The following is a 26,546-nucleotide window of genomic DNA, read 5'->3' on the forward strand; positions in this document are numbered from 1 at the left end:
GGCTCTCGAAAACGTTAAGAGCGGGGTTGCAACCCTTGCTCCGCCCAGGATCAGTGCTGTGTGCGAAGGGATAGGATGCATTATTCTTCGCCTCCCTGACTATAAATTGACAATATTCAATTTTTTGTTGACAATAAATTCAATTAAAGTTGACCATAGGATTATTACTATGACTAAATTACGCAAAAGAACAGAAGAGATTCGCAAATTTATTGTTGCCAATGTAGAGCATCATCCAAAAGACATCGCTAATGTGACCGCAAAAAAATTTGATATATCTCGTCAAGCAGTTAATAAACATATTCAAGTTTTAGTTGAGCAAAAAGATTTACAAACTAGTGGTACAACGCAAAGCAGGCATTACAGTTTGCAAGCTTTGGAACGATGGGAAAATTCTTATGCGCTGAATAAATCGCTTGAAGAGCATGTTGTTTGGCAAAATGATATTGAGCCAAGATTAGGCCAGATGTCAGAAAATGTTATGGATATTTGGCAATATGGTTTTACCGAGATGCTCAATAATGCTATTGATCACTCATCAGGGACAAAAGTTGATATTCATCTGATAAGAACTGCCGCTAATTGCGAGATCATTATACGCGACAATGGAGAAGGTATATTCAAGAAAATCCAGCGAATCTTAAATTTAACGGACGAAAGACAGGCTTTGCTCGAATTGGCGAAAGGAAAATTAACTACCGATCCAGATAATCATAGCGGCGAAGGTATCTTTTTTTCATCACGATTGTTTGATAGTTTTTGGATTCTGTCAGGAAATGTGTTTTATGACCATCGGCAAGAACAGGAAGTGGATTGGATTGATGAAAATGAGTTTCCTATCACTGGAACGACTGTTTCTATGCAGCTAAATAACAACTCACATCGAAATATAAAGCAGGTTTTTGATTCTTTTACAGACGAAGATTATAGTTTTGCGAAAACTGTTGTACCCGTGCGTTTAGCGCAATATGGACATGAAAAATTGATTTCCCGCTCTCAAGCAAAGCGGTTATTAGCGCGAATTGAACGCTTTAAAGTAGTTATGTTTGATTTTGAAGGCGTTGAAATGATTGGGCAGGCTTTTGCTGATGAGATTTTTCGGGTTTTTAGCAAACAGCATCCTGACGTTAAATTGAGTTACGTAAAGACCTGTCAAGAAGTTGAGCAGATGATTTCACGGGCGGGATTTAAAAACTGAGCTAGTCGCGCTTCTGGTACGTATGACAATACGGTGCAGGGATGTGACTTTATCGCAACTAAGACTATTAACAGCTCAATCCTGCTTAATCTCATTAAAATAAAGCGTAGCGCCGATAACCGCAGCCGGAGCGACAATGATATTCAGCACTGGAATAGTCAGCCCCAACACCGCCAATCCGCCAAAACTCAATGCACCCAACCTTACGCTTTTGACCAGCTCTTTCTGTTCGGAAAATAACACACCTTGATTTTCCAGCGGATAAGCCAGATATTCCAGCGCCATGCCCCAAGCCCCGAACAGTGCCCATAAAAAAGGCGCAACGACATTGATACCCGGAATGATCGACAATATCAGCAACGGCAAGGCTCTGGTCAGCAGATAGCCCATGCGCTTCGATTCCGCAACAAGGACTTTAACCAAAGGCTGCTCAGCCGTTGCTAAAGCTTGGCCTTTTACCATCGCCAGCGTTTTTGCGGATAATTTCCCGTAAAAAGGCGCGGCCAATATATTTGCCAGTACCGTAAAGGTGAAAAATCCAACGATAAAAAAGCTGATAAAAAACAGCGGCCATAATATCCAGCTTAACCAGCTCAGCCAGCCGGGGATAAACTGGCCGATCAAATCCGAAATATAAAAATAACCCAAGGTTAACGCGGCGCTGTACAACACTACATTGATTAACATTGGGATGATTATAAATTTACGCAATTCCTGACTGCTCAACAGCTTCAGGCCCTTAAACAAAAAGCTAACGGCTAATACCGGATTGTTGCCTTTTTTATCAAATTGCATTTTTTAAACCTCTCACGCCATGTTCGGAAGGATTTAATATTACGCCGCGTTCGGTCACAATCGCATAGATCAATTCCGCCGGGGTCACGTCAAAGACTGGGTTCCAGGCGTTGACTAAGGAACCGTCTTTGATATAGCAGGCGGGCAATAATTCATTCTGATTGCGTTGTTCAATCTCTATCTTGTCGCCGTTTTCGATATTCCAGTCTATCGTCGAAGTAGGCGCTGCCACCATTAACTTTACGCCATGCTGTTTGGCTAGCACGGCCAGGGAATAGGTGCCGATTTTGTTGGCTGCATCGCCATTAGCGGCAATGCGGTCTGCGCCAACGACTATCCAATCGATAGCGCCGGATTTCATCAGCCATGCCGCCGCCGAATCGGCGACCAAAGTTGCCGGAATACCGTCTTGCGATAATTCCCAAACGGTCAGCCTCGCACCTTGCAGCCAAGGCCGGGTTTCTCCAGCATACACTTTGATAGGTTCTCTTCGATAAGCGCTACGGATAACGCCCAATGCGGTGCCGTAACCGCCTGTTGCCAAGGCCCCGGCATTACAATGCGTCATCACGCCTTTGGCGCCGACCAGAATATCCGCACCCAATTCACCCATTTTGTGATTGGCGACAAGATCATCGGCATGAATTTTTTCTGCGCAAGTCAAGATAGCCGCAGGAGGATTATCATGCTGCTTGGCCAATTGGGCCTTCATCTGATCCAGCGCCCAAAACAAATTAACCGCCGTTGGCCTGGACTTAGCCAGCATGTCTATATCGGCTGTGACTTTTTGCCTCCAATGATTGGATTGAGCGTAGTGCTTGCGGACCGACAGCGCCACCCCGTAAGCAGCGGCTATGCCGATAGCCGGCGCACCGCGAACACGCATGCTTACAATCGCTTCGGTTACACCGTCAGCATCCTTATATTCATCGTAAACGATTTTTTCCGGCAATTGCCGCTGATCCAGCACTTTTAAGGCATTTCCTGTCCATTGCAAGGCTTGTACAGTTTCGTTGTTTTGCATAGTCATTTTTATCAAAAACCAATGGTAAAAAGTTATAATTTGGCAACCCAATACAGGAATATCTTATGACAGTTGTCGATACCCTCATCCACGCTCGCTGGATTATACCCGTTGAACCGGAATCCGTAACCTATGAACACCATTCGCTGGTTATCGATGGCGGTCGAATTATCGATCTACTACCTACTGAAATTGCCAAGCAAAAATATCAGGGTACGACCACCGAGAATCTCGAAAACCATGCGCTGCTGCCCGGCCTAATCAACAGCCACACCCATGCGGCGATGACGTTAATGCGAGGTATTGCCGATGATTTGCAACTGATGGACTGGCTGCAAAACCACATCTGGCCGCTGGAGCAAAAATGGATGACTGAAGCGTTTGTCAAAGACGGTACCGATCTGGCAATAGCCGAGATGATTTTGGGTGGAACGACCTGCTTCAATGATATGTATTTTTTCCCTGAAATCACCGCAGCACAGGCGATACATCACGGCATACGCGCCAGTGTCGGTTTGATCGTCATCGATTTCCCGACGGTCTGGGCCGAAAACAGCGACGCCTATATTGAAAAGGGTCTGGCGCTGCATGATCAACTTCGCCACCACCCGTTGATTTCCACGCCCTTTGCTCCGCATGCGCCGTACACAGTGTCGGACGAACCGTTGCAAAAAATCAAAGCCATTGCCGATGAGCTGGAACTGCCGATTCATATGCATGTCCATGAAACACTGCATGAAGTCCAACAGGAACAGGAGAAAACCAGCCAGCGCCCCTTGCAGAGATTACATGAACTCGGCCTGATCGACCCGTCATTCATAGCGGTGCATATGACTCAGTTAACCGATAACGAAATCGCCCGGTTTGCAGAATCCGGTGCTCATATCGTGCATTGCCCGGAATCCAATTTAAAACTGGCCAGCGGCTTTTGCCCGGTCGCCAAATGTATTGCGGCAGGTATCAATGTGGCTTTGGGCACCGACGGCGCGGCCAGTAACAACGATCTGGATATGTTCGGAGAAATGCGCACCGCGGCGTTGCTCGGCAAAGCTGTTGCCGGGGACGCCAGCGCCATTCCTGCCATGACTGCGTTGCGCATGGCGACCATCAACGGGGCCAAGGCCTTAGGCCTGGACCATGAAACAGGATCGTTAAGTATCGGCAAAGCCGCCGACGTGATTGCCGTTGATTTATCGCATCTGGAAACCCAACCGTTATATTGCCCGATTTCGCAGATTGTTTACGCTGCCAGCCGCCAGCAAGTCACCGATGTCTGGGTGGCGGGCAAACGCTTGTTAAAACAGCGCCATCTGACTACTGTTAATATTGATGAGTTGAGGATCAAAATCGCCGAGTGGCGGGAGCGGTTGGCGAAATAACAAAGCTACTCTATCTTAGACTTGCCAAATAAAATCTCCACAAAAAACCCGCCTAACTTGTTTGATCGTCCCATGTTAAGTTGGCCTCCGTGTTGCTCTACAATAACTCGTGCAATTGACAAACCCAGGCCATGACCGTTGACGGTTTCATCCAGCCGGGTACCGCGCTGGGCCAGCCGGGCAAGATCATCCTCGGAAACGCCGGGACCGTCATCTTCAATGACAAGATGAATCTTTTGATTGGTAGTAAGACTGACTGCAACGGTCGATTTAGCCCATTTACAGGCATTATCAAGCAGGTTTCCAACCAATTCCAACATATCTTCCCTATCAATAAATAAGCCTACAGTTTCCGGCGCGGAAAAAGTAATGGAAAGGTTTTTGTCCCGATATATGTTTTGTAAGGCGTAAATTAATGCGGATATTTCGCCCTGAATATCAAACTTTAAAGCCGCTGAACCTCCGCCGGCCAGACGTCCCCGTTTAAGGACACGCTCCATTGTTTTCTGCATATTTTGGGTTTGCGCTTGTAAAGTATCCCAGGCCTCTGGATTTGACTGTAAGACTTCTTCTCGCGATAGTTGCTGCAATATCGTTAAAGGGGTTTTTAACGCGTGGGCAAGATCACTCAGACTATTACGCGATCTTTGCAAACGTTGCTCCATTACAGTCAGCAACCCATTAAATTCCCTCACCAATACAGCCACTTCTTGCGGAACATTGGTGTCAAGTTGAGCTATTTCACCCTGTTCTAGTGCCTTGATCTGCATTTGTATGCGTGCTAACGGATAAAACCCCATGCGCAAAATGATAACTTGCGCAGCAATCAATAAGAGCAATAAAACCAGCGAGATTAATGTATATCGATACTGAAATATGGCTATACGCGCCAAGGTCGGTGTCAAATCCTGAGCTATTGCAATGGTTATATTTCGGTTCATTTTGCTATAGCCGTACACCATAACAAGTAAAGGTTGTTGCTTTGGGCCTGTAACATAAAGTTTACTTATTTCTCCGGCAGGTAGCGTCTGAATATCAAGATTTTGATCCACTAACGAGGGAGAATGAATGACCTGTTCACTGGCGACGACTTGATAATAGTCGCCTGAAAACGGTTCAAGATAAACAGGCTCCATTCGATTAATATCCATCGTAACGTTATTGCCATCATTGATAGAAATTGCAGAGAGTATATTCGCTCCATCATTTTCCATATGCTCGGCAACAGCTTCTTCCGCCAAATAGCGAATTGAACTACTGCCTAGCCACCATAAGGTGATGAATACGATGATGAGGCTGATAAACAGGCCAATGCCCAAATGCAGCTGTAACGATTTCATTCAGACATCTCTTTAAACACATACCCTTGTCCGCGCCGGGTTTCAATGCGTTGCTTGCCGATGATATGGCGCAAGTGATTCACGTAAACCTCAATCACATTGCTGTCTTTGTCCGAATCAAAATCATAGATCTGCCCAATCAATATCGATTTACTTAAAACCTGGCCTGGGTGCAGAAGAAAAAAACGTAACAATTTGAATTCGGTACCGGTCAATTCGTGAATGACGCCGGTCTTTAATGTGACTCGCTGACGATCTTCGTCCAGAATCAAATCGCCTATTTGCAGTTTGCCGCCAGGATTTTGATGGGCGCGATGAATGATGGCGTTGACGCGGGCCAACAGTTCTTCGGTATGAAAAGGCTTTGCAAGATAATCATCCGCACCTGCTTTAAAGCCATCCACTTTTTCATGCCATGCATCTCGGGCGGTCAGTATGAGTACCGGGACATTATTGCGGTTAGCCCGCCAGTTTTGCAAAACGGTTATACCGTTACGTTTGGGTAGGCCTAAATCCAGGATGACCAATTCATAAATACCTTCACTGCCCATATATTCGCCTTCAATGCCATCATAAGCAACGTCTACCGAGAAACCTGCTTTTTCCAAGGCTTTCTTTAAAATGCGGACTAAGTCGTGATTATCCTCAATGAGTAATAGGCGCAAGATATTCCCTTTATTCTGGATTAATAGATAGCTCTGTTTTAATTATTGAGCGTAGGGCCTGTAGTGACAAAGAAATTAACAATAGCAGGATTCACCTGGAGTTTTGTCTGCAATGTAACATCGGATAGTGGTTAATTCTAGAAAAAAGCTACAGCTTACCGTGTTCTCATGGACGTTAATACAACAGAACGTGCCATCCCCACAAACTAAGTGAGGATGGCAGTATGTGATGACGATTAGTTAATCGTTATTTTTGTGGCCGTGTTTATGCCATTGGCGGTAAAACCTTTACTGACTTCAGCATAGTCGCCAACCTTAAAAGTTTTCGCGTCATTCCAGGCAACAGTAGCACATCCGGTAACGACAACCTTACCGCCTACAGTAATCGTAGTAGCGGTGACGGCAGTGATCTTTTGCTTGCTGACGCTAAATGACGTTGCACCGGCTGGTTTGGTACAAGAAGCTGGAGGAGGCGTAACCACAGGTGCAGCAATCGTTACAGTATTAGTAGCGGTTGCTGAAGTTCCATACGCGTCAACTACCGTAACAGTAAGCGCATATGTACCTGCCGTTGTAGGTGTGCCGCTAAATACACCATTCGCTGCATTGACTCCCGGAATGGATCCCGTTACAGACCAATTCAAAGCGCCTTTTCCACCGGTGGCTGTTAAACTACCGGAGTATGGGACTCCAACCTGACCATTGCCTAATTCTCCAGAAATCGTAATCGGAACAACAGGAGCAGGATCGACCGTCAATGTCAGATTAGAAAAAACACTTTCGCTAATTGAGTCGGATACTGAAATGATCACCGTAAAATCCCCCGATTGACTAGGCGTACCGCCAATCGAAGTGCCATCAAAAGTCATCCCAGCGGGCAGACCGTTTACAACAACTGTATAAGGTGCAATACCACCAGCGGCAGTAACCGCTATTGCGGGGTAAGCAACATCCACTGTCCCGTTAGCTAAGGTGATTGCATTCAAACTTAAGCTGGGGGCAACGGTCATTGATGAAGCGACACAGAAACTCTGATTATCTAAAGTACCGGAATAGCTGACTAACTGGCCGGCTTTAAATCCATCAATTTTTTGTAAAGGCGCAACAAACGTCGTGTTAGCTTCCGGGGCATAATTCACACTCTGACCGCCATTCGCAATACCTCCTTCAATATCCAACCAGAATTTATTGACCGATGAAATTACTTTGTTAGTACCCGAACAGGCAACCGGAGCAGGCGGCGGTGGAGGGGGAACAACAACCGGAGCATCGACTATCGTCAGCGTAGCCGAGGATACTTGCGAATAGCCGAGCGAGTCGGTTGCCTGAATGGTGACTAACATAGAACTCGCAGAATCAGGAGTACCGCTAATCGTATCGCCGGTTAAAGTCAGACCGGAAGGCAAACTGCCGGAAACACTGTAGGTAATTGCACCATAGCCCCCGGTTACCGACAACTGCTGACCATAAGATACACCAACCGTACCCTGATCTAACACAAGACTGAATACTATCGGCGTATCGGCGACTTCAATATTGGTCGCCGCTGAGATGTTAGTGCCGTTTGTTACATCCTGCACATCGATAACTATTGGGAACGTGCCAATCTCAGTGGGCGTACCAACAATAGCGTTTACATTGTTATCAAAACTTAACCCGGCAGGTAAACCGGTCACCGTAATCGTCAATGTATCGCCGGGATTGCCGGGTATCGGATTAATCGGTTGATTGTATGGCGAACCCACAGTCGCGCCGGCAATAGACGCATTCAAGGTAGGCGCTATCGGCAGCGGCGGTGCATCTGGAATGACGCCGTCAAAGTTAATGCCCGCATTTTGCGCTACGATAAACTCGCCCAAATCGCCGGGCGCCGGTCCTGCTATGCCGGGAGTGTCGCTGCCGTTAGGCTTCGCTTCATTTGTTTCCGGGTCACGAGCGCCGGTGTATTTATAAAACTCGAAGCGATAAACAACGCCTGTCGCGCCCGGGTCCAATTTCACGCCAGTTAAATCGATTTGGCCGGAACCGGGATTGCCGGCATCTACCTGTAGCAATTGCCATTCAAGCTGAGTTTGGGTCTTGGCTTTCTTAATAACCGCATTTTCCGCGACCAAATCCTCGACAGCTACATCCTCCAACGTACCTGTAGCCGTTACTTTTACCCAACGAGGCTCGCCAAACTCATACAATTGCGGTACAGGCGCTGCAATCACAACATTAACCTGGGGCGGCTGCGGCACGTTCGCGATCGGTGGGACAGGCGTTACCGTCCAAACCGGGTTAGGCACCGTGGCTACAACAGGTGTTAATGCACTTGGGTTTCCGGGAGTTTCCACTAACCATGTGTATTTGACATTAGGGGTGCTGACCGACGTACTGACGCCAAAGTGGTCGCAAGGATAGAGAGGGCCATAATCGGGAGCACCGTAGGGCCAACAACTGTCAGATGGGCTAACAGGCAATGTGCCTGACGGAGTTCCTGCCGACCAAGAGCCGTTATAATTGGCTTGATAGATAATTTTCACGCCGAAGCCGGTCGCATCGGTATATTCTGTTACCGTTGGAGCCCCGTATCTTTCCATATTAGGCCAGCGGTCAGCCGCACCAAAAATTGAAGTGATATCGCTCGAATGGATACCGTGAATATCAATTTCGAAACCATGCGCCGTTTTCCCCGTGTCATTGATTACGTCGAAATTAGCCAACTGCCCGAATACTTGCGAATAGGCGGGAATTGACATAGCTGCCAACAATAAAAATAACGATAAAAGCCTTAACATAAATTAAATTCCTTTATCACAGAACTGGTACCCGCTAATGTAGCCGGAGATAACGTCATTACCGGTAAAATATATTTAAATTTCATTATAAAATCTCTTAAAAAAAATTGATTTAAGTGGTTAATTTTATTAGATCAAATTCCTGAAATATCATTACCGCATTTCAAAGTTCAGCACCTTTATCCCATCTCCTGATGGAGAAGATCAGGTTGAAGAAATTCAAGAACCGAATTTTGATGAGTAAACGCCAGTATTTAGGATCCGCCGCAAAAATATCAGCCGAACCTGAAACGAAGCTGAAAATTTACCTTAGTACTAGCATGGAAATATATTTATGTTGGCCGGCGGCATTTGCCGGAGTATTGAAGGTATCGCGGCAAGCATTAAAGTAGCATTGAGTACCGATGGGGCGCGGTTAGTAATAACGATTTGGATTATTCGAAGAAATGCGCACCGTGGCGTTGCTCGGCAAAACTGTTGCCGGTGACGCCGGTGCTATTCCGCTATGACGGCGCTACGCATGGCGACTATTAACAGCACCAATGCTCTGCCTGGACCATGAAATCGATCCTTTAAGCATCGGAAAATAGAATTGTTAGGGCAATTAAAATACCATTTGATGACAAAACTGTCGGCCCACATCAATTGTGAAAACTTATTTTGCAATAAACGGGAAGCCCATATATGGATTCGTCAACAGGCAATCCAGCACAACTTCGACTGATTGTAATCGCCGCTGTACGGTGAGCGGCGATTTGCTGCCGAGCCGCTTTACGCTCTATAGAACGCAATAGCTTCAGCGTATTGCGTTCTATGCTCGTTTCATTAATCCCACTTCATAACCGGCACAGATGAAATAGAATTTTTGGGAGAACCTTCAATTACCTTGTCACTGTAAGCCAAATAGACCAGAACATTACGTTTTTTATCATAGAAACGCACCACTTGCAGCGTCTTAAAAACCAGCGACAGGCTTTCTTTAAACACCGTATCGCCATTTTTCAATTTATCCAGTTTACTCGCGTCAATGGCGCCTATTTGCCGGCATGCAATTGATGCTTCTGTCGGATCTTCAGCCAGACCTACTGCGCCTTTCATTCCGCCTGTTTTGGCTCGTGATATATGACAGGCAACACCGGGAACATCAGGATCGTCGAATGCTTCAACCACAATTTTATGATTGGCTCCCAACAGTTTAAATGTCGTGCTTACATCGCCGATTTCTTCGGCTGACACAGTAAAGGCTAATGTACTGAGAAGCACTGTTGCCGTAAGCAAGATTTGTTTTTTCATAAGTTTATCCACAAAATTAAAAAGTTATACTGCCTTTATTACCTGAACGCGGCTTTGAATGTTAAATCTTTGCCGCGAACCCACTCAAGTTTTACTCTGAAATGATCCATTTTCAAAACCTGCACAGCCGCCAACAGTTTTTTGGTATAAGCCTGGGCTGGGTCAAAACCTCGGCCACACCACCCTGTTTTATGACTTTGCCTTGGTACATAATGGTAACACCGTCGGCTATTTCTGCGGCAACAGCAAGATCATCGGTGATGAACAAATAGCTCACGCCTTTTTCACAAGCAATCATTCAGTTGCTTTCACATCAGAAGATGACACTAAAGCAACAATCTCGGTACCGCTTCCAATAGTTTCTGCGTATAAGGATGTTGCGGATGTCCGCAAATCTGCGCAGTTGCACCCTGCTCGACAATTTTACCTTTGTACATCACGACTGTCCGGTCGCTCAAATATTCCACTACCCCGATATTATGAGTAATGAACAACAGGGTCAGATTTCGCTGCTGACGAATGCTCAGCAGCAATTGCAAAATTTCCGCCTGCACGGAAACATCCAATGCGCTGGTAATTTCATCGCAGACAATAAATTCCGGATTTAGCGTCAGCGCACGAGCCAGTCCGATCCGCTGCCGCTGTCCGCCTGAAAATTCGTGCGGGTAACGCCACAGGAAGTCTCTCTTCAGTTGCACATTTTCCAAAAGCCGGCCGGCAAGTTCGATGCGTTGCTCATGATTAGACCCAATGCCGTGAACTTTCATCGGTTCGGTCAAAGTGGTTTCGATTAGCAGGCGCGGATTCAATGATGATTGCGGGTCCTGAAAGGCTATCTGCATCTTCCGCCGCAACGGTCGCAATTCGCGGGCGGAAAGCCCGGTCAGTTCCTGCCCTTGTAATTGAATGCTGCCGGAAGTCGGCTTTTCCAATTGCAGCACCGCCCGCCCTAACGTGGTTTTACCGCAACCGGATTCGCCGACCAACGCAACGATTTGGCCTTGCGGAATATCCAGCGATACTTCGTCTACCGCTCGCACATAATCGACGATGCGGCGGAGTAAGCCTTTTTTGATCGGGAACCAAACTTTCAGATTGCGGATTTGCAGTAGCGGCGTTTGATCAATCGATGACTGTTCTGCTTGGTGTTGAGATTGCACAGTTGCAGGCTTAGCCAAATTCTCAGGCAACGCAGCCAATAACTGCCGGGTATACGGATGCCGAGGCTTGCGCAACACCTCGGAACAAGGGCCGACTTCTACTATCTTACCCTGTTGCATCACCCCGACCCATTGCGCCATCTGCGACACCACCCCAAAATCGTGGGTAATAAACAGCATACTCATGCCGGTATCGTCCTGCAACTTACGCATCAGTCGCAAAATCTCAGCCTGTACGGTCACATCCAGTGCGGTAGTGGGCTCATCGGCGATCAGCAATTGAGGCTCGCAAGCCAAAGCCATCGCTATCATCACTCGCTGCCGCTGCCCACCGGACAACTGATGCGGATAATCGCGGAACCGACCGAACGCATAGGGTATCTGCACCTGTTCCAACGCCATCATCGTGCGCTGTTCGGCCTCGGCATCGCTCATCTCCGGATGGTGCAACTGCAACGCTTCGGTGATTTGTTCGCCGATGGTCAGCACCGGATTCAACGAGGTCATCGGCTCTTGAAAGATCATCGCGATCTGCGAGCCGCGAACCGCCCTTATCTCCGAATCGTTCAGTTTCAACAAATCCCGGCCGTTGAACAATATTTCCCCGCTCGGGTGAGAGGCTATCCCGTACGGCAACAAGCGGATCACCGAGAGGGCGCTAACCGACTTGCCGCTACCCGACTCACCTACCAAACAAAAGGTTTCTCCTTTGGGGATGCTGAAACTGATATCGTCGACCGCTCTGACTTCCCGGCCATCCGCTTGCAAGTGAGTACGCAGGTTACGGACTTCCAACAGCTGTCCATTCATGTATTCACTCCCGCCTTGCGCGAAAGCTGCGGATCGATTGCATCGCGAAATGCCTCACCGATTAAGTTATAGGCAAACACAGTCATAAAAATCGCCCCACCGGGAAATACCGCCATCCACCAGTTGAAGGTGGACGATTTGACCGCCTGATCCAGCATTTGCCCCCAGGAAGGCGCATCCACTACGCCCAGTCCCAGAAAACTCAAGGTCGCCTCCGACAGGATCGCACCGGCTACACCGAAACTGACCGCCACCAGCAACGGCGCCACGCCGTTCGGCAGCATATGCCGAAACAGAATTGAGGTAAGTGGCAAACCGCTGGCTACCGCCGCCTGCACATAATCCTGTTTGCGCAATTTCAGGAATTCCGTCCGCACATAGCGCGCATAGCCCGACCAGCTGGTGACGCCGATAATAACCATCATCATATACAGACTGCGTCCAAAGAAAGCCACGAAAGTCAGCAGCAGAAACAACGTTGGAATGTCTTCAAAGATTTCCACCAAGCGCATTCCCAGCATATCGACAATACCGGAAAAATAGCCCATCAAGCCGCCCACAACCACGCCTATCAACAAGGCAATGCCGGATGCGATCAATCCTATACTCAGCGAAATTCGGCAAGCGTGTATCATACGGCTCAACACATCCGCGCCGTTTTCTTCGGTACCCATTAAGTGCGTATGCCCTTCCGTTATAAAAGGTGCTTCCAAACCTTTGCTGCCCAAATCGCGCAAGTAATCGGTCGGCGCATACGGAATCGGCGGCATAATTCGCCAATCCACGTCAGCATAGGCGGCACTGCGAAAATCGTCATAAATCACCAGCACAGGCGGCTTGACGAACAGATTGACCAGCACGGCGGCAACCACACTGCCCAGCAAAAACAACAGAATGCGTTTAGCGGCACCGAGCCGTAGCCGGTAAACAGCCAATGCGATAAAAAAAGTCGCCAATATCCATGTATCTTCCACGGACAAATATTGCAATACCGGTGCGGATATGACGCCGTCTTTGCTCATCATTAACGGCATGGAATTCGCCAGAAACGGCGCAAACACGGCGGCGAACACCAGCAGCCCCACCCAGGCCAGACCGACTTTTACTCCAACTCCCTCCAGTGTCTTGCGCCAAATACGCGCGGAGAAGGATTCACGGCTAACGGCGTGCTCAGTCATAGCTTACCCGTGGATCGGCCAAGGTATAACAGAAGTCGGCAATCAAATAGCCTATTAAAGTGAGAAAACCGCTAACCCAGGTAATTGACAGCACCAGTTCGCGATCACGGCCTTTTACCGCCTCCACGGCGAGTTGCCCCATACCATTGATGCTGAAGATATTTTCGACAATCAAAGAGCCCGCCAACAGGCTGGGCAACAGCCCTGCCGATATGGTAATCAGCGGCAACAGGCTGTTGCGAAAGACATGTTTCCATAACACGTCATTTTCGGCCAAGCCCTTGGCCCTGGCAGTTCTGGCATAATCGGAATGCAGATTTTCCAATATTGAAGTCCGCATCAATTTCGCCAATGCGGCAAAACTGCCGTAGGATAAACAGATCACCGGCAACACCAAGTGCCACAGCCGATCCAACAGAAAGCCGCGCATAAAACCGGTTTCGCCCCAATGCGGCAGGAACGGCATGTCCTGTGCTTCACGGCTGCTGATGCCGGCAGTCGGAAACCAATGAAAATGTTGAATATTGGCGAAAAACCCCAGCAACAGCACTCCGGCCAGCATGGTGGGGACAGACCACAAAGCCAACATCGACATACCGGTTCCTACATCGAAAGCGCTGCCCCGGCTAGTCGCGGACTTCATTCCAACCATAATCGCAATGGCATAGGTAAATGGGATGGTAACTAGATTAAGCAGCAGCGTAATCGGAATGCGTTCGGCAAGAATGTCCGACACAGGCCGTCCGTATTGGAAGCTGGTCCCCAAATCCATGCCCTTGTTGAAAGAAAACTCACCGCGCTTACCCTGCCCGTCGGTCACAAAACCGATCGGCGAAACATTATTCAACCAGCGCAGGTATTGCACCGGCGCAGGCTGGTCCAGCCCGTAACGCTTGTTGTAATAATCCAGCAGCGCCTGCTTTTCCTGCGGCTTCATATCCATACCTCCAACCAACGTCTGTGCGCTGATGCCGCCCGGCGACATCGCCATCACCGTAAACACTACGACCGTAATTCCCAGCAAGGTAGGAACCATCAACAGTAAACGACGCAGCAGATAAGTCAACATTAGAAATCCCTCCGCTTATGGCGTATATTTCTGTTGAGCCGCAGGCACGTAGGTTTCCAACGGCAAGGAACCCAGATTCAAACCCAGCTTGGTCATTTGCAGGTTGTGGATGCGTTTATCGACAAACAGCAAACTCTTGCGGCGCATCAGAAAGGTATAGGGCTGATCCTCATAAACGATCCGCTCAGCCTGCTGCCACAACGGCATGCGTTTACTTTCATCCACGGTTCGGCGCGCTTCATCAATCAGATTATCCAGCACCGGATTTTTGTAGCCTGTGAAATTATCGCCATTACTGACTGCCTGCGCACTGTGAAATGTCTGGTACAGATCGGTTTCAATTCCGCTGGTCCAGCCTAGCGTGATCGCATCGAAGTCTTTTTTATCAAGGTTTTCCAACATCACCGGCCATTCCTGCGGGAACGGGATCATTCTCACTCCGGCACGGCTATACAGGTCTTTCAACAGCAACACCATGCGTTTGGTGTCCTCGTTCGATTCCAGATAGGTCAGCTTGAATTCGAAGGGTTTTCCCGCCTTATCTTCCAACACCCCATCGCCGTTACGATCTTCATAGCCGACCTCTTTCAACAGAGACTTAGCCTTATCCAGGCTGAATTGATAGGATTGCAAAGCGCTATCGTGCTGCTTACTGGCCTTGCCGAACGGACTGACCGCAGGTTCGGCGTAATTCAGGAAAACATCCTTGATGACACGGTCCACGTCGGTCAAGTAAGTCATAGCTTGCCTGATCCGCTTGTCGGCAAAGCGGGTCGGTTTGCCGCCGCGCTGCTGGTTCCAGCCGATATAGCTGTAGCCGACCACCGGAGGCATATATTCGAAGTTTTGGCTCTTGGAAATGATTTGTGCATCTTTTTTCAGTTCTTGGTACTCGACAGGACGAGCAGAGTAAGAATCGATGTCGCCATTGCGGTAAGTGGTCAGTCGGGCGCTGTCGTTTTGGATAATCTTCCACAAAATACGGCTATATGAGGGCTGTACATCGCCCCAATAGCGTTCATTACGCACCAGCTCGACATTGCCTTTGTCCGGCGTCCAATTCTGGGGATCGATCAACTTATAAGGTCCGCTACCTAATATCAAGCCTTTGGACTCGTTAAACTTTTGCGGTTCTTTCAAATAAGCCGCATAAAAATGCTTGGGCAAAATCGGCATGCCGCCAGCCAGTGACAGCGCCTCGAAATACGGTTCCTTGAAGGTAAACACAACTTCGTATTTGCCGTTGGTCTTCACCTCCTTGATCTTTTCCAGATATGCCCTGTCGCGCGGCGCTTGAATGGCATCGGTCATAATAAAACCGAAGGTGAAAGTCACATCCTCCGCCGTCAACGGCTCGCCGTCGGAAAAACGCACATCTTCCCGCATCTGGAAGCTGATCACCAAACCATCCTCACTAACCTTCCAACTTTTGGCGATTAATCCTTCCCATTCCAAGGTGTCGGGATTGCGGGTGATCAGACTCTCCAACACGTAGCTTTGCACATTGGAAGCGTAGGCATCGGTGGAAACCAATGGCGTGATGGTCTTGAGGTTAGTGCCGAAGGCTTCTACACTCCAATCGCCCTGTGCATAATCAGGCAGACGGGTAGCCTCGTAGGCTCGTTTAAAAGCTGGGGCAATTTTTTCGGCTGTTGCAGAATTTGCAGCCGGCACTACGCCGGAAGCAATTGCACTACGTAATTCGCGCATACTCTTTGCCTGTTCCGACATTGCGCTTTGCATCTCTGTGAGTTTCAACCACTGCCGGTCGATCTGGTACATAGCCAGCAACAGCAATAGTGTCAGCAAGCTAAGGAGTGAATAAAGAATCCAGTCCCGGATAGTGAGTTGTTTTTGCATGATTTCAGTCTATCTAAAGAATTTTAACGGAGGTTTATGCAACGCCTTTTCGGATTAGGCGAGGATAGCACAAAAGCACTGTTTACATGGCCCGTATTATTCAAAAAGTCCATTACTGTTTAATTTTAAAAGACGGCATCAGCCAATACATTAGTATCGGTCACGGCAACAACCCTCGTCGCAATTCAGCTTGTCTCGAATGCTTATCTCTCAATTTATTCGCGGGGAGCATAATAGCCGATTTACAATAATTCCTGTAACTCAGCCTGAGAGCGCTGAAGAGGAAGACTGACAAAATGCTGGACATCATTAGGTGGGTCATAGATACTTGGATTTTTATTGTAACAACAAAAACATTGGGAGATGATAATGGGTTTTATGCAGGGCAAACGTGTCTTGATTGTGGGTTTAGCCAGCAACCGTTCAATTGCATGGGGCATTGCCCAAGCCATGCACCGCGAAGGAGCTGAATTAGCCTTTACCTTTCAAAATGATAAGCTGCAAAGTCGCGTCGAAGAAATGGCTGGGCAATGTGAGTCCAATATTACTATTGAATGTGATGTCAGCAGCGACGAGCACATAAACAACGTTTTTAAAGTGCTGGGAGAACACTGGGACGGTTTGGATTGCATTGTGCATTCGGTTGCTTATGCACCCCGCGATGCGCTGGATGGCGATTATGTCAATGCAACAACCAGAGAAAACTTTCAGATTGCCCATGATATCAGCTCGTACAGTTTTACTGCACTGGCAAAAGCAGGACGTCCGATGATGCAAGGCCGAAATGGATCATTGTTAACCCTGACTTATTTAGGCGCCGACCGGGCTATTCCGAACTACAATGTCATGGGTGTAGCTAAAGCCAGCTTGGAAGCGAATGTCCGCTATATGGCGGTGGCATTAGGCGCAGAAGGAACTCGGGTCAACGCTATTTCCGCAGGCCCGATCAGAACTCTGGCGGCGTCAGGCATTAATAATTTTAAATCGATGCTCAGCAAAGCGGCCGATACTGCGCCTTTAAAGAAGAATGTAACCATTGAAGAAGTCGGAAATGCAGCGGCATTTATGTGTTCCGACCTGGCTTCAGGTATTACCGGTGAAATCACTTTTGTGGATTGCGGCTATAATATTGCCGGTTTAGCAGCGTCTTAATGCAAGAATTTTGACACAAAAAAGGGAGCGTTAAGCTCCCTTTTTTATTTCCGGTTTGCCAGTTACTTCGGCGCTTTCATTGATATGTCGGCATCTGCCTGCAAACTATTGATCAGCGCATTAAATTCAGTCTGACCGAAAGCTTTGGCAATATTCTTTGTTGCCAAATCCAACTGCTTTTTGTCATCTTCAGTCATTACGCCTTCTTTTACTTTTGACAGATTCACTACGACTTGCTCACCAGCAGGTAATTCGGCAATAAAGATAGTGGGTTTGTCGCCGACAGGTTTGGCCGCCTTAAAAATCGCCTCGCTTAGCGGCAAAGGCACATCGTCTTTGCTGCGCGTCAATCCTGAAACCGTCTTCACTTGAAGTTTATTTTCAGCCGCAACAGCTTGAATAGACTCTCCTGCCTGTAACTTGGCCTTGATCTGCTTGGCTTTTTCGACGGCCAATTGCTTGGCTTTATCAGCCTGCAACACAGCAACTATGTCCTGTTTAACATCCTTTAGCTCACGCGCAGCAGCCGCCTTGTGCTCCAACAGTCGCAATACAATCAAGCGATCAGTTCCCAATTCTATTGGTGTACTGTTATTGCCATGTAGAACTTCTTCAGTAAAGGCAGCGTTACGAATCTTTTCATTATCTGCAATGCCGTCACCTTTGTCTTTGGTGAATAAGTTCGATTTCTTAATCGTGACGCCCAACGCATCTGCTACCGTTTTCAGATTATCGGGGTGCTCATAACTCATTTCAGTCAGCGTTTCACCTGCTTCATAAAAAGCATTTTCCGCTTGTGCCTTTTGATAAGCTTTAGTCACTTCATTTTTGACTGCATCGAAAGGCTTAACCTCACCCGGCACTAACTCAGTTACTTTAATCAAATGATAACCGAATGCAGATTTAACAGGATTCGATACTTCGCCCAATTTTAGAGCGCTCGCCGCATCTTCAAACGGTTTCTCCATAGTACCCGCATTAAACAGGCCTAAATCTCCGCCTATTTTAGCGGTTAACTTATCATCGGAAACTTCCGCCGCTAAAGCGGTAAAGTCTTTATTCGCCAGTTCTTTTTTTGCTTTTAACGCTTTTTCCAAAGCGGTTTTTTCATCGGTCTTGTCATTAATAGCAAATAGGATATGACTGATTTTTCTTCGCTCGGCAGTGGTATATTGATCTTTTTGTTCCTCATAGAAAGCTTTCAACTTATCATCAGTTACCGCTATAGTTTTGGCCATATCTTCAAGTGATAATTCTATGTACTCTACAGAGACCTGCTCAGGTATTTGATATAAATCCTGATGCCGTTGATAATAAGCTTCTATTTCTTGATCTGAGGGCTGTTCTGCTAGTTTTTGTACCGCAACAGTGATGTAATTTACATCGCGCTGCTGATTCTGGATCTTAAAAAAGCTTTCGACATCATATTTTGTTGCAAAACTACTATCTATAATGCTGCGCTGAAATTGCTCCATGATCAACGCGTTCTTGATTCTGTTTACAAATTCCATAGAGGATATTTTTTGTAAATTGAGCATTGTCTTATAACGCTTCTCATCAAATTTACCATCTACCTGAAAATAGGGCAGGGATTGGATAAATTCACGCGCGGTATCATCAGTTGTAACTAAGCCTTTGGCACGCACATACTGCAATAAAACTTCATCCTTTATCAGCTTTTCCAATGCTTGCGCTTTTAAGCTTTGTTCGTCAATCGTCATTCCTTGAAGATTCTGGCTATATTGTTCATAAGCCCTGTTAACATCGCGCTGAAAAAAATCCTTATCACCGACGGAAGCGACGGGAGCTTCTTCTCCGGTATCCAGATAATTCTGAATACCCCATAAAGCAAAAGGCACACAAATTATTATCAAAATACCCCATGCAAAAGCACCTTGCGCTTTTTCTCTAATCTTTGTCAGCATAGCTCTGTCCTAAAGAAACAACTTAAATTTTAATCAAAAAAAAAGCTCCGAACCAATCGATCCGGAGCTTTTTGATTTTGGCGGAGTGGACGGGGCTCGAACCCGCGACCACCGGCGTGACAGGCCGGTATTCTAACCAACTGAACTACCACTCCAAAGTCTGGTGGGTGCTGAGGGGTTCGAACCCCCGACCCTCGCCTTGTAAGGGCGATGCTCTCCCGGCTGAGCTAAGCACCCGACTAAAGAAGGCCTAGTTTACAGCATCTTTTAAAGATTTGCCAGCTTTAAATGAAGGAATTTTTGCAGCTTTAATAGTAATCTCAGCTCCAGTCTGTGGATTGCGTCCTTTCCGCTCCGCTCTTTCTTTTACTGCATAAGTTCCAAATCCAACTAAAGCGACTGAATCACCACTACTCAATGCTTTTGTAACCGCGCCAATAAAACCATCCAATGCACGACCCGCATCCGCTTTAGTTAATTCTGCAGACTCAGCTATAGCATCAATAAGTTCTGATTTATTCATTATTCCCCCTTAGGAAGTCATTTTTTAAGATTATATTCTAGAAGACCAGCATGATAATTCTTGTGCCCCATCCAGCGACACAAGAATACGAACCCTTTATAACAACTGCTCTTACGCAGTGTCAAGCTTTAACCACCCGGGAAACCATGATTTTTGCGGTTTTGAGAACTTCACAACAAACCTGGGCGACTTTAATGCGCCGTTAGACCCTGTTTTATTATTTTTACTGTATCAGTCTCATTCTTTGCTTGTTCTTCAGCTTCCATTTTTTCAACAGGAACAGGCATATATTGCAAAGCAACTTCCAGCACCTCATCTATCCAGTGGACAGGCTTTATCTCCAGATTTTGCTTGATATTTTCCGGTATTTCAGCCAAGTCTTTTTCATTCTCAGCAGGAATTAAAACTATTGTTATTCCACCGCGATGAGCCGCCAGAAGCTTTTCTTTTAAGCCTCCGATAGGCAGCACTTGACCTCGCAAGGTGATTTCACCAGTCATAGCTACGCAAGCTCGAACAGGTATCTTGGTCAAGGCTGAGATAATGGCTGTGCACATACCTATACCCGCGCTAGGTCCATCTTTGGGCGTCGCACCCTCAGGCACATGTATATGAATATCATTCTTCTGAAACAGCTCATGATCAATTCCCAGGATTTCTGACCGACTCCTGACTACGGTCATTGCAGCTTCAATTGACTCTTTCATGACATCGCCGAGCTTACCTGTTGACGAATGCTTGCCTTTCCCTGGAGTAACCGCCGTCTCAATAGTTAATAATTCACCTCCAACTTCGGTCCAGGCCAAACCGGTAACTTGTCCAATTTGATCTTTCTCTTCAGCCAAGCCGTAATGAAAGCGCTTAACCCCCAGATATTTATCCAAACTCCCAGGATTAACAACGACCTTGGTCTTTCTCGGTTTCAATAACAAGTCTTTAACTACTTTACGGCAAATTTTCGAAATTTCCCGCTCAAGACTCCGAACACCGGCTTCTCGAGAGTAATAACGGATTATGTCTCTAACTGCTTCTTCCGTGATCTGAATTTCCTGCTCTTTAAGACCGTTATCTTTAACTTTCTTTGGAATTAAATACCGAAGTGCGATATTGATTTTTTCATCTTCCGTATAGCCGGCAATGCGAATGACCTCCATTCTATCGAGTAACGCCGGCGGGATATTCATCGTATTGGCTGTTGCAACAAACATCACATCAGACAAATCAAAGTCCACTTCCAGATAATGATCCGAGAAAGTATGATTCTGTTCGGGATCCAGCACCTCTAATAAAGCAGAAGCGGGATCCCCTCGAAAATCGGCCGCCATCTTATCAATTTCATCTAGCAAAAACATTGGGTTACGTGTTTTTACTTTAGCCAGATTCTGTAAGATCTTACCGGGCATAGAACCTATATAAGTGCGCCGATGCCCACGAATCTCGGCCTCATCGCGCACACCGCCTAAAGCCATTCGCATATATTTACGATTGGTTGCCCTGGCAATGGATTCGCCTAACGATGTTTTGCCCACGCCTGGCGGTCCCACCAAGCACAAAATAGGCCCTTTGAGCTGTTTCACCCGTTGCTGAACAGCTAGATACTCAAGTATGCGCTCTTTAACTTTTTCTAAACCGTAATGTTCGGCCTCCAAAACCTGTTCTGCAACTTTTAAATCGTGCCGCACTTTGGTTTTTTTCTTCCAGGGCACATTGATCATCCAGTCTATATAATTGCGCACCACAGTCGCCTCAGCTGACATAGGCGACATCTGCTTAAGCTTATTAAGCTCTGCATCCGCTTTTGCTTTGGCTTCTTTTGACATACCGGCATTTTCAATTTTCTTGGTCAATTCTTCAATTTCATTGGGTACATCATCCATATCCCCCAACTCTTTTTGAATCGCCTTCATCTGTTCATTCAGATAATATTCTCTTTGATTCTTCTCCATCTGCTGCTTAACGCGCACGCGGATTCTCTTCTCCATCTCCAGAAGATCAACCTCTCCTTCCATTAAAGTCATTAAATCTTCAAGACGCTTTTCAATATCGGCTGTTTCAAGAATAGTCTGCTTTTCATTGACTTTTAAAGTCATATGAGCTGCCATCGTATCCGCAAGCCGACTGGGATCATCAATACCGGACAGCGAATTCAAGACTTCCGGCGGAATCTTATTATTTAACTTAACGTATTGATCAAACGAATTAATTACTGTCCGCTGCAATACATCCTGTTCTTGCTCGGTTAGTTTCAAAACATCGTGAATTTCTGTTACCACAGCAGAAAAATAGTTTTTTGTCTCCTTATAGTTCACTACCGTGCAACGCTGGACTCCTTCGACCAGAACCTTGACCGTTCCATCGGGCAATTTCAGCATCTGCAAAATATTAGCCGAGGTACCAACCTGATAAAGATCGGCTATGTCCGGCTCATCAATATCCGCTTCTTTTTGCGCAACCAGCAAAATCCGCTTATTGTCTTTCATCGCCGCATCTAAAGCATCAATTGATCTTTCTCTACCGACAAACAATGGAATAACCATATGCGGATAAACTACTACATCTCTAAGCGGCAAAACCGGAATCAGTACATTTAATTGTTGTAATTCTGTCATTTTATGCATTTCCAAAAATGGAACAATTTGTAAAAAAGGTTATGGGGGCATTATCTTAAATAGCAAGAATACTTACCCAATATTATGATGGGCTTATCTACAGCACAAAAAAAGGGAGCTTTAAAATAAAAAGCTCCCTTTTTTATCCATCCAGAAATTAAGCTCTAAGATTCAGCCGAAGCCTTTTTCTTTTCATTTTCATAAACCAGAATAGGCTCCGATTCACCTAAAATAACACTACCATCAACAACCACTTTGCAAATATTATCTGCAGACGGCAATTCATACATTGTATTCAGCAGAACATTTTCAACAATTGTCCTTAAGCCTCTTGCGCCTGTTTTTCTTTCCATAGCTTTACGGGCAATCGCAATCAGTGAGTCATCCCGGAATTCCAATTCAGCACCTTCCATCTCAAACAAATGCTTATATTGCTTGATCAGCGCATTTTTTGGCTCGGTCAATATCTGCACCAAAGCGCTCTCATCCAATTCTTCTAACGTAGCAACAACCGGAAGGCGACCGACAAACTCGGGAATCAATCCGTATTTAATCAGATCTTCAGCCTCGACTTCAGCAAACAATTGCCCGATATTTTTAGATTCATCTTTGGTTTTTATATCGGCCGAGAAACCGATCCCGCCTTTTTCCGACCGGTCTTTAATAACCCGATCTAGACCGGCGAAAGCGCCTCCGACTATAAACAAAATATTCGCCGTATTAACTTGCAAAAATTCCTGCTGAGGATGCTTCCGCCCACCTTGAGGAGGAACCGAAGCAATCGTTCCTTCAATCAGTTTCAATAAAGCCTGCTGAACACCTTCACCTGAAACATCTCGGGTAATTGACGGATTATCTGATTTTCTGGAAATCTTATCGATTTCATCGATATAAACAATACCGGTTTCAGCCTTCTCTACATCATAATCACATTTTTGCAGAATCTTCTGAATGATATTCTCTACATCTTCGCCCACATAACCCGCTTCTGTCAGTGTAGTTGCATCGGCGATAGTGAACGGCACATCCAATAAACGAGCCAATGTTTCGGCCAGTAAGGTTTTACCTGAACCGGTAGGCCCGATTAATAAAATATTACTTTTTGCTAACTCAACCGTGTCTTTTTTAGACTTGTTGCGGAGCCGTTTATAATGATTATAAACAGCCACGGCCAAAATCTTTTTTGCATTTTCTTGGCCAATAACGTAGCTATCAAGTTCTTCTTTTATTTCTTTCGGCTTGGGCAACTCACCGCCACCGAGAGAAGAGGAATCATCCTGCAATTCGTCTTTTATAATGTCGTTACAAAGATCTACACATTCGTCACAGACATAAACTGACGGCCCGGCAATAAGCTTTCTAACCTCATGCTGACTTTTACCGCAAAAAGAACAATAAAGCAGCTTATCGTCATCTTTGCTGTTTTTGTCATTACTCATAAATTGGACTCCCGCAAACATCCAAAGATGATGTTTTTAATTTCGATAAAATTAAAGAATATATCGAAATACAAAAAAACACCAACCGTTATTTATTAGAAACAGTTGTTCGGCTCGACAACATTTGATCGATTAAACCATAGCTGACAGCATCACTCGCACTTAAAAAATTATCTCTGTCTGTATCTTGCTGAACCTTTTCTATCGGCTGACCTGTATGATCAGAAAGAATTTTATTCAGTTTTTCTCTGATTGACAGAATTTCTCTGGCATGAATATCAATATCAGAAGCCTGCCCTTGAAAACCGCCCAAAGGCTGATGAATCATCATTCTTGAGTGAGGCAAGCAATAACGCTTACCTTTTGCTCCGCCAGTTAAAAGTAACGCGCCCATACTGGCTGCCTGACCAATACACATGGTACTGACATCAGGCTTGATAAACTGCATAGTGTCATAAATTGACATACCTGCCGTTACCGAGCCGCCTGGCGAATTGATATATAAATGGATGTCTTTATCAGGATTTTCCGATTCCAGAAAAAGCAACTGTGCAACAACCAGATTAGCCATGTAATCTTCAACTTGCCCCACTAGAAAAATCACCCGTTCTTTCAATAATCTTGAATAAATATCGAAAGAACGCTCGCCTCGAGCTGTTTGCTCAATAACGATAGGAACCAATCCACCCGCCGCTTCCGGAGCCATCATTTGATTTCTTGCGTACTGGTTATACATTTAAACCCCTTAACTTTGTTTACTCATCGCATCGTTAAAACTTATAGTTACATCAGACACTTTCGCCCGCTCAACCAACCAATCGATAGTTTGATTTTCCAATACCATCTGCCTCACATCGTTCAATCGGCTTTTATCCGAATAATACCAATCAACAACGTCTTGAGGACGCTCATAGCTTTTCGCCATATCTTCAATAGTAGTGCGTACTTTGCTGTCGTCTACTTTTATATCGTTTTTTTGAATAATCTCACTTAAGATTAATCCCAAAGCTACACGACGTTTTGCCTGTTCTTCAAACATATCCCTAGGCAACTTTAAATCGTCCAACTTGACTTTCTGCCTTTTGGCGGTTTCGATGTAGGGCTTCATCATACTTTCGACTTCCTGATCGACCATTGTGTTTGGAACTGCAATCTGAATTTTTTCATATAAAGCATTCATCACTGCGTTTTTAAGCTTGCCATGCAATGCCTGCTCAAGCTCACTTTCCAGATTGCTTTTGATGTCTTCACGGAAAGCATCTATCGAACCTTCTATGCCATAAGCCTTGATAAAAGCATCATCGATTTCCGGCAGTACAGGTTCCTCGACACTAATAACTTCAACTTCAAATTCAGCCTCTTTGCCCGCCAATTTCTCGTTGCCATATTCTTCTGGAAAAGACACTTTAAAGGCCTTATTGTCACCCGCTTTGAGACCAATCAAGTTATCTTCAAAACCTGGAATCATTAGTTTCGAACCAATTTCAACCTGATAATTATCTACTTTTCCATCAGTAAAATTTTCATCTTCACAAACCCCTGAAAAACTAATCGTCATGCGATCATTTTCCTGGGAAGCCCGCTCAACGATGACCCAGCTTTTCTTTTGCGCTCTTAACTTCTCAATCATGTCATCAACATCGGCATCTTTGACAACAGCGACAGGACGCGACACTTCAATTTGCTCAACGCCTTCCAGTGAAATTTCAGGATAGACCTCAAACTCAGCGGTATATTTAAAACCTTCGGTTTCATCTGAAGGATGAATATGCGGATGACCTGTCGGCCTTAAATCCTGTTCTTGCAATGCCTCATAATAAGTCGACTGGATCAAGTCCCCGGCAATTTCTCCACGAACTCTATCTCCATACATTTTTTCAACTACATGCTGAGGCACTTTTCCTGGACGAAAACCATCGATTTTAACTTCGCGCGCTAAGGACTTTAAACGTGCAGCCATTTTTTTCTGAACAACCTCTTCAGGCACGCTAACAGTCATTTTTCTGCTTAATTCTGATGTCTTTTCGACAGAAACTTGCATTTCTTTACCTCAATTAAAATTTAAAAAAGATTTTATAGAATACCGATGAACGGCTCAAAGAACTGAAAAGTTAACGATGAACGCTAACTCTTTTATGAATTGGGTGGTGCGAATGGAGAGACTCGAACTCTCACAGGATAACCTACTGGAACCTAAATCCAGCGCGTCTACCAGTTCCGCCACATTCGCATTTTTAATGAACTTCTAATTATATCCGTAATTGTACGAGTACAACAAGCTATAATTTTCTTTAAAACCTTGCATGCATATAGTCATTTATTGCCAAAAAAAATGCCTTACTGCTCA

Annotated in this window: 20 protein-coding genes and 3 tRNA genes; 3 read left to right on the top strand and 20 right to left on the bottom strand. The window is 45.9% G+C overall.

The window, feature by feature from the left end; all coding sequences use genetic code 11:
• Positions 1–169: 169 nt before the first annotated feature.
• Positions 170–1,198, top strand: coding sequence for an STAS-like domain-containing protein (locus EPO18_RS08040; protein WP_292432801.1), 1,029 nt, complete (start codon positions 170–172; stop codon positions 1,196–1,198).
• Positions 1,199–1,273: 75 nt separating this feature from the next.
• Here the strand turns inward: EPO18_RS08040 and cysZ are convergent, their stop codons facing one another.
• The gene (gene cysZ, locus EPO18_RS08045; protein WP_292432803.1) at positions 1,274–1,993 is read right to left on the bottom strand and encodes a sulfate transporter CysZ; all 720 of its coding nucleotides are present in this window, start codon (positions 1,991–1,993) and stop codon (positions 1,274–1,276) included.
• Positions 1,983–3,023, bottom strand: a complete 1,041-nt coding sequence (mtnA, locus tag EPO18_RS08050) for an S-methyl-5-thioribose-1-phosphate isomerase (protein ID WP_292432804.1) — start codon at positions 3,021–3,023, stop codon at positions 1,983–1,985. Before mtnA ends, cysZ begins: the two co-directional genes overlap by 11 nt.
• A gap of 59 nt (positions 3,024–3,082) precedes the next feature.
• Between mtnA and EPO18_RS08055 the strand changes: the two genes are divergently transcribed.
• Complete coding sequence (locus tag EPO18_RS08055; protein ID WP_292432806.1) at positions 3,083–4,396, top strand: TRZ/ATZ family hydrolase; 1,314 nt, start codon at positions 3,083–3,085, stop codon at positions 4,394–4,396.
• Between the two features lie 5 nt (positions 4,397–4,401).
• On the opposite strand, the gene EPO18_RS08060 is transcribed toward EPO18_RS08055, so the two are convergent.
• The 9 genes from EPO18_RS08060 to EPO18_RS08100 form a co-directional block, all read right to left on the bottom strand.
• Complete coding sequence (locus EPO18_RS08060) at positions 4,402–5,736, bottom strand: ATP-binding protein (RefSeq protein ID WP_292432808.1); 1,335 nt, start codon at positions 5,734–5,736, stop codon at positions 4,402–4,404.
• Positions 5,733–6,401: a response regulator transcription factor gene (locus EPO18_RS08065; protein WP_292432810.1), complete on the bottom strand. Its 669-nt coding sequence runs from the start codon at positions 6,399–6,401 to the stop codon at positions 5,733–5,735. Before EPO18_RS08065 ends, EPO18_RS08060 begins: the two co-directional genes overlap by 4 nt.
• A 236-nt stretch (positions 6,402–6,637) precedes the next feature.
• Entirely contained in the window at positions 6,638–9,181 is a 2,544-nt protein-coding gene (locus EPO18_RS08070) for a putative Ig domain-containing protein (protein ID WP_292432811.1), read from the bottom strand.
• 825 nt (positions 9,182–10,006) lie between these two features.
• On the bottom strand, positions 10,007–10,474 hold the full coding sequence (locus tag EPO18_RS08075; protein WP_292432813.1) for a CreA family protein: 468 nt from the start codon (positions 10,472–10,474) through the stop codon (positions 10,007–10,009).
• 112 nt (positions 10,475–10,586) lie between these two features.
• Positions 10,587–10,772 (bottom strand): hypothetical protein, encoded by a 186-nt coding sequence (locus EPO18_RS08080; protein ID WP_292432815.1) that lies wholly within the window; start codon positions 10,770–10,772, stop codon positions 10,587–10,589.
• A 28-nt stretch (positions 10,773–10,800) separates the two neighbouring features.
• Positions 10,801–12,444, bottom strand: coding sequence for an ABC transporter ATP-binding protein (locus EPO18_RS08085; RefSeq protein ID WP_292432817.1), 1,644 nt, complete (start codon positions 12,442–12,444; stop codon positions 10,801–10,803).
• The gene (locus EPO18_RS08090) at positions 12,441–13,622 is read right to left on the bottom strand and encodes an ABC transporter permease (RefSeq protein WP_292432819.1); all 1,182 of its coding nucleotides are present in this window, start codon (positions 13,620–13,622) and stop codon (positions 12,441–12,443) included. Before EPO18_RS08090 ends, EPO18_RS08085 begins: the two co-directional genes overlap by 4 nt.
• A complete protein-coding gene (locus EPO18_RS08095) occupies positions 13,615–14,691 on the bottom strand; it encodes an ABC transporter permease (RefSeq protein WP_292432820.1) in 1,077 nt (358 codons plus the stop codon). The genes EPO18_RS08090 and EPO18_RS08095 overlap by 8 nt, the downstream gene beginning before the upstream one ends.
• A 15-nt stretch (positions 14,692–14,706) precedes the next feature.
• Positions 14,707–16,551: an ABC transporter substrate-binding protein gene (locus EPO18_RS08100; protein WP_292432822.1), complete on the bottom strand. Its 1,845-nt coding sequence runs from the start codon at positions 16,549–16,551 to the stop codon at positions 14,707–14,709.
• A gap of 369 nt (positions 16,552–16,920) precedes the next feature.
• Between EPO18_RS08100 and EPO18_RS08105 the strand changes: the two genes are divergently transcribed.
• The gene (locus tag EPO18_RS08105) at positions 16,921–17,703 is read left to right on the top strand and encodes an enoyl-ACP reductase FabI (RefSeq protein WP_292432823.1); all 783 of its coding nucleotides are present in this window, start codon (positions 16,921–16,923) and stop codon (positions 17,701–17,703) included.
• Between the two features lie 62 nt (positions 17,704–17,765).
• On the opposite strand, the gene EPO18_RS08110 is transcribed toward EPO18_RS08105, so the two are convergent.
• From EPO18_RS08110 to EPO18_RS08150, 9 genes are all read right to left on the bottom strand, one after another.
• The gene (locus tag EPO18_RS08110) at positions 17,766–19,628 is read right to left on the bottom strand and encodes a SurA N-terminal domain-containing protein (RefSeq protein WP_292432825.1); all 1,863 of its coding nucleotides are present in this window, start codon (positions 19,626–19,628) and stop codon (positions 17,766–17,768) included.
• A gap of 78 nt (positions 19,629–19,706) precedes the next feature.
• Positions 19,707–19,783, bottom strand: a tRNA-Asp gene (locus tag EPO18_RS08115).
• A 6-nt stretch (positions 19,784–19,789) separates the two neighbouring features.
• Positions 19,790–19,865 (bottom strand) — tRNA-Val (locus tag EPO18_RS08120).
• Between the two features lie 13 nt (positions 19,866–19,878).
• Entirely contained in the window at positions 19,879–20,151 is a 273-nt protein-coding gene (locus tag EPO18_RS08125) for an HU family DNA-binding protein (protein ID WP_006893096.1), read from the bottom strand.
• A gap of 191 nt (positions 20,152–20,342) precedes the next feature.
• Positions 20,343–22,760, bottom strand: a complete 2,418-nt coding sequence (gene lon / locus EPO18_RS08130) for an endopeptidase La (RefSeq protein ID WP_292432832.1) — start codon at positions 22,758–22,760, stop codon at positions 20,343–20,345.
• A gap of 164 nt (positions 22,761–22,924) precedes the next feature.
• The gene (clpX, locus tag EPO18_RS08135; RefSeq protein ID WP_292432834.1) at positions 22,925–24,199 is read right to left on the bottom strand and encodes an ATP-dependent Clp protease ATP-binding subunit ClpX; all 1,275 of its coding nucleotides are present in this window, start codon (positions 24,197–24,199) and stop codon (positions 22,925–22,927) included.
• Positions 24,200–24,287: 88 nt separating this feature from the next.
• Entirely contained in the window at positions 24,288–24,935 is a 648-nt protein-coding gene (gene clpP / locus EPO18_RS08140) for an ATP-dependent Clp endopeptidase proteolytic subunit ClpP (protein WP_292432836.1), read from the bottom strand.
• Positions 24,936–24,944: 9 nt separating this feature from the next.
• On the bottom strand, positions 24,945–26,240 hold the full coding sequence (gene tig / locus EPO18_RS08145) for a trigger factor (protein ID WP_292432838.1): 1,296 nt from the start codon (positions 26,238–26,240) through the stop codon (positions 24,945–24,947).
• A 104-nt stretch (positions 26,241–26,344) separates the two neighbouring features.
• Positions 26,345–26,429 (bottom strand) — tRNA-Leu (locus EPO18_RS08150).
• Positions 26,430–26,546 lie beyond the last annotated feature (117 nt).

This window comes from Methylobacter sp. (assembly GCF_004322395.1).
Lineage (GTDB): Bacteria > Pseudomonadota > Gammaproteobacteria > Methylococcales > Methylomonadaceae > Methylobacter_A.

Excerpts from the sequence above, each read along its gene's own strand:
- EPO18_RS08040 (WP_292432801.1), top strand. The coding sequence starts at position 170 with ATGACTAAATTACGCAAAAGAACAGAAGAGATTCGCAAATTTATTGTT.
- cysZ (WP_292432803.1), bottom strand. The coding sequence starts at position 1,993 with ATGCAATTTGATAAAAAAGGCAACAATCCGGTATTAGCCGTTAGCTTT.
- mtnA (WP_292432804.1), bottom strand. The coding sequence starts at position 3,023 with ATGACTATGCAAAACAACGAAACTGTACAAGCCTTGCAATGGACAGGA.
- EPO18_RS08055 (WP_292432806.1), top strand. The coding sequence starts at position 3,083 with ATGACAGTTGTCGATACCCTCATCCACGCTCGCTGGATTATACCCGTT.
- EPO18_RS08060 (WP_292432808.1), bottom strand. The coding sequence starts at position 5,736 with ATGAAATCGTTACAGCTGCATTTGGGCATTGGCCTGTTTATCAGCCTC.
- EPO18_RS08070 (WP_292432811.1), bottom strand. The coding sequence starts at position 9,181 with ATGTTAAGGCTTTTATCGTTATTTTTATTGTTGGCAGCTATGTCAATT.
- EPO18_RS08075 (WP_292432813.1), bottom strand. The coding sequence starts at position 10,474 with ATGAAAAAACAAATCTTGCTTACGGCAACAGTGCTTCTCAGTACATTA.
- EPO18_RS08080 (WP_292432815.1), bottom strand. The coding sequence starts at position 10,772 with ATGATTGCTTGTGAAAAAGGCGTGAGCTATTTGTTCATCACCGATGAT.
- EPO18_RS08085 (WP_292432817.1), bottom strand. The coding sequence starts at position 12,444 with ATGAATGGACAGCTGTTGGAAGTCCGTAACCTGCGTACTCACTTGCAA.
- EPO18_RS08090 (WP_292432819.1), bottom strand. The coding sequence starts at position 13,622 with ATGACTGAGCACGCCGTTAGCCGTGAATCCTTCTCCGCGCGTATTTGG.
- EPO18_RS08095 (WP_292432820.1), bottom strand. The coding sequence starts at position 14,691 with ATGTTGACTTATCTGCTGCGTCGTTTACTGTTGATGGTTCCTACCTTG.
- EPO18_RS08100 (WP_292432822.1), bottom strand. The coding sequence starts at position 16,551 with ATGCAAAAACAACTCACTATCCGGGACTGGATTCTTTATTCACTCCTT.
- EPO18_RS08105 (WP_292432823.1), top strand. The coding sequence starts at position 16,921 with ATGGGTTTTATGCAGGGCAAACGTGTCTTGATTGTGGGTTTAGCCAGC.
- EPO18_RS08110 (WP_292432825.1), bottom strand. The coding sequence starts at position 19,628 with ATGCTGACAAAGATTAGAGAAAAAGCGCAAGGTGCTTTTGCATGGGGT.
- EPO18_RS08125 (WP_006893096.1), bottom strand. The coding sequence starts at position 20,151 with ATGAATAAATCAGAACTTATTGATGCTATAGCTGAGTCTGCAGAATTA.
- lon (WP_292432832.1), bottom strand. The coding sequence starts at position 22,760 with ATGACAGAATTACAACAATTAAATGTACTGATTCCGGTTTTGCCGCTT.
- clpX (WP_292432834.1), bottom strand. The coding sequence starts at position 24,199 with ATGAGTAATGACAAAAACAGCAAAGATGACGATAAGCTGCTTTATTGT.
- clpP (WP_292432836.1), bottom strand. The coding sequence starts at position 24,935 with ATGTATAACCAGTACGCAAGAAATCAAATGATGGCTCCGGAAGCGGCG.
- tig (WP_292432838.1), bottom strand. The coding sequence starts at position 26,240 with ATGCAAGTTTCTGTCGAAAAGACATCAGAATTAAGCAGAAAAATGACT.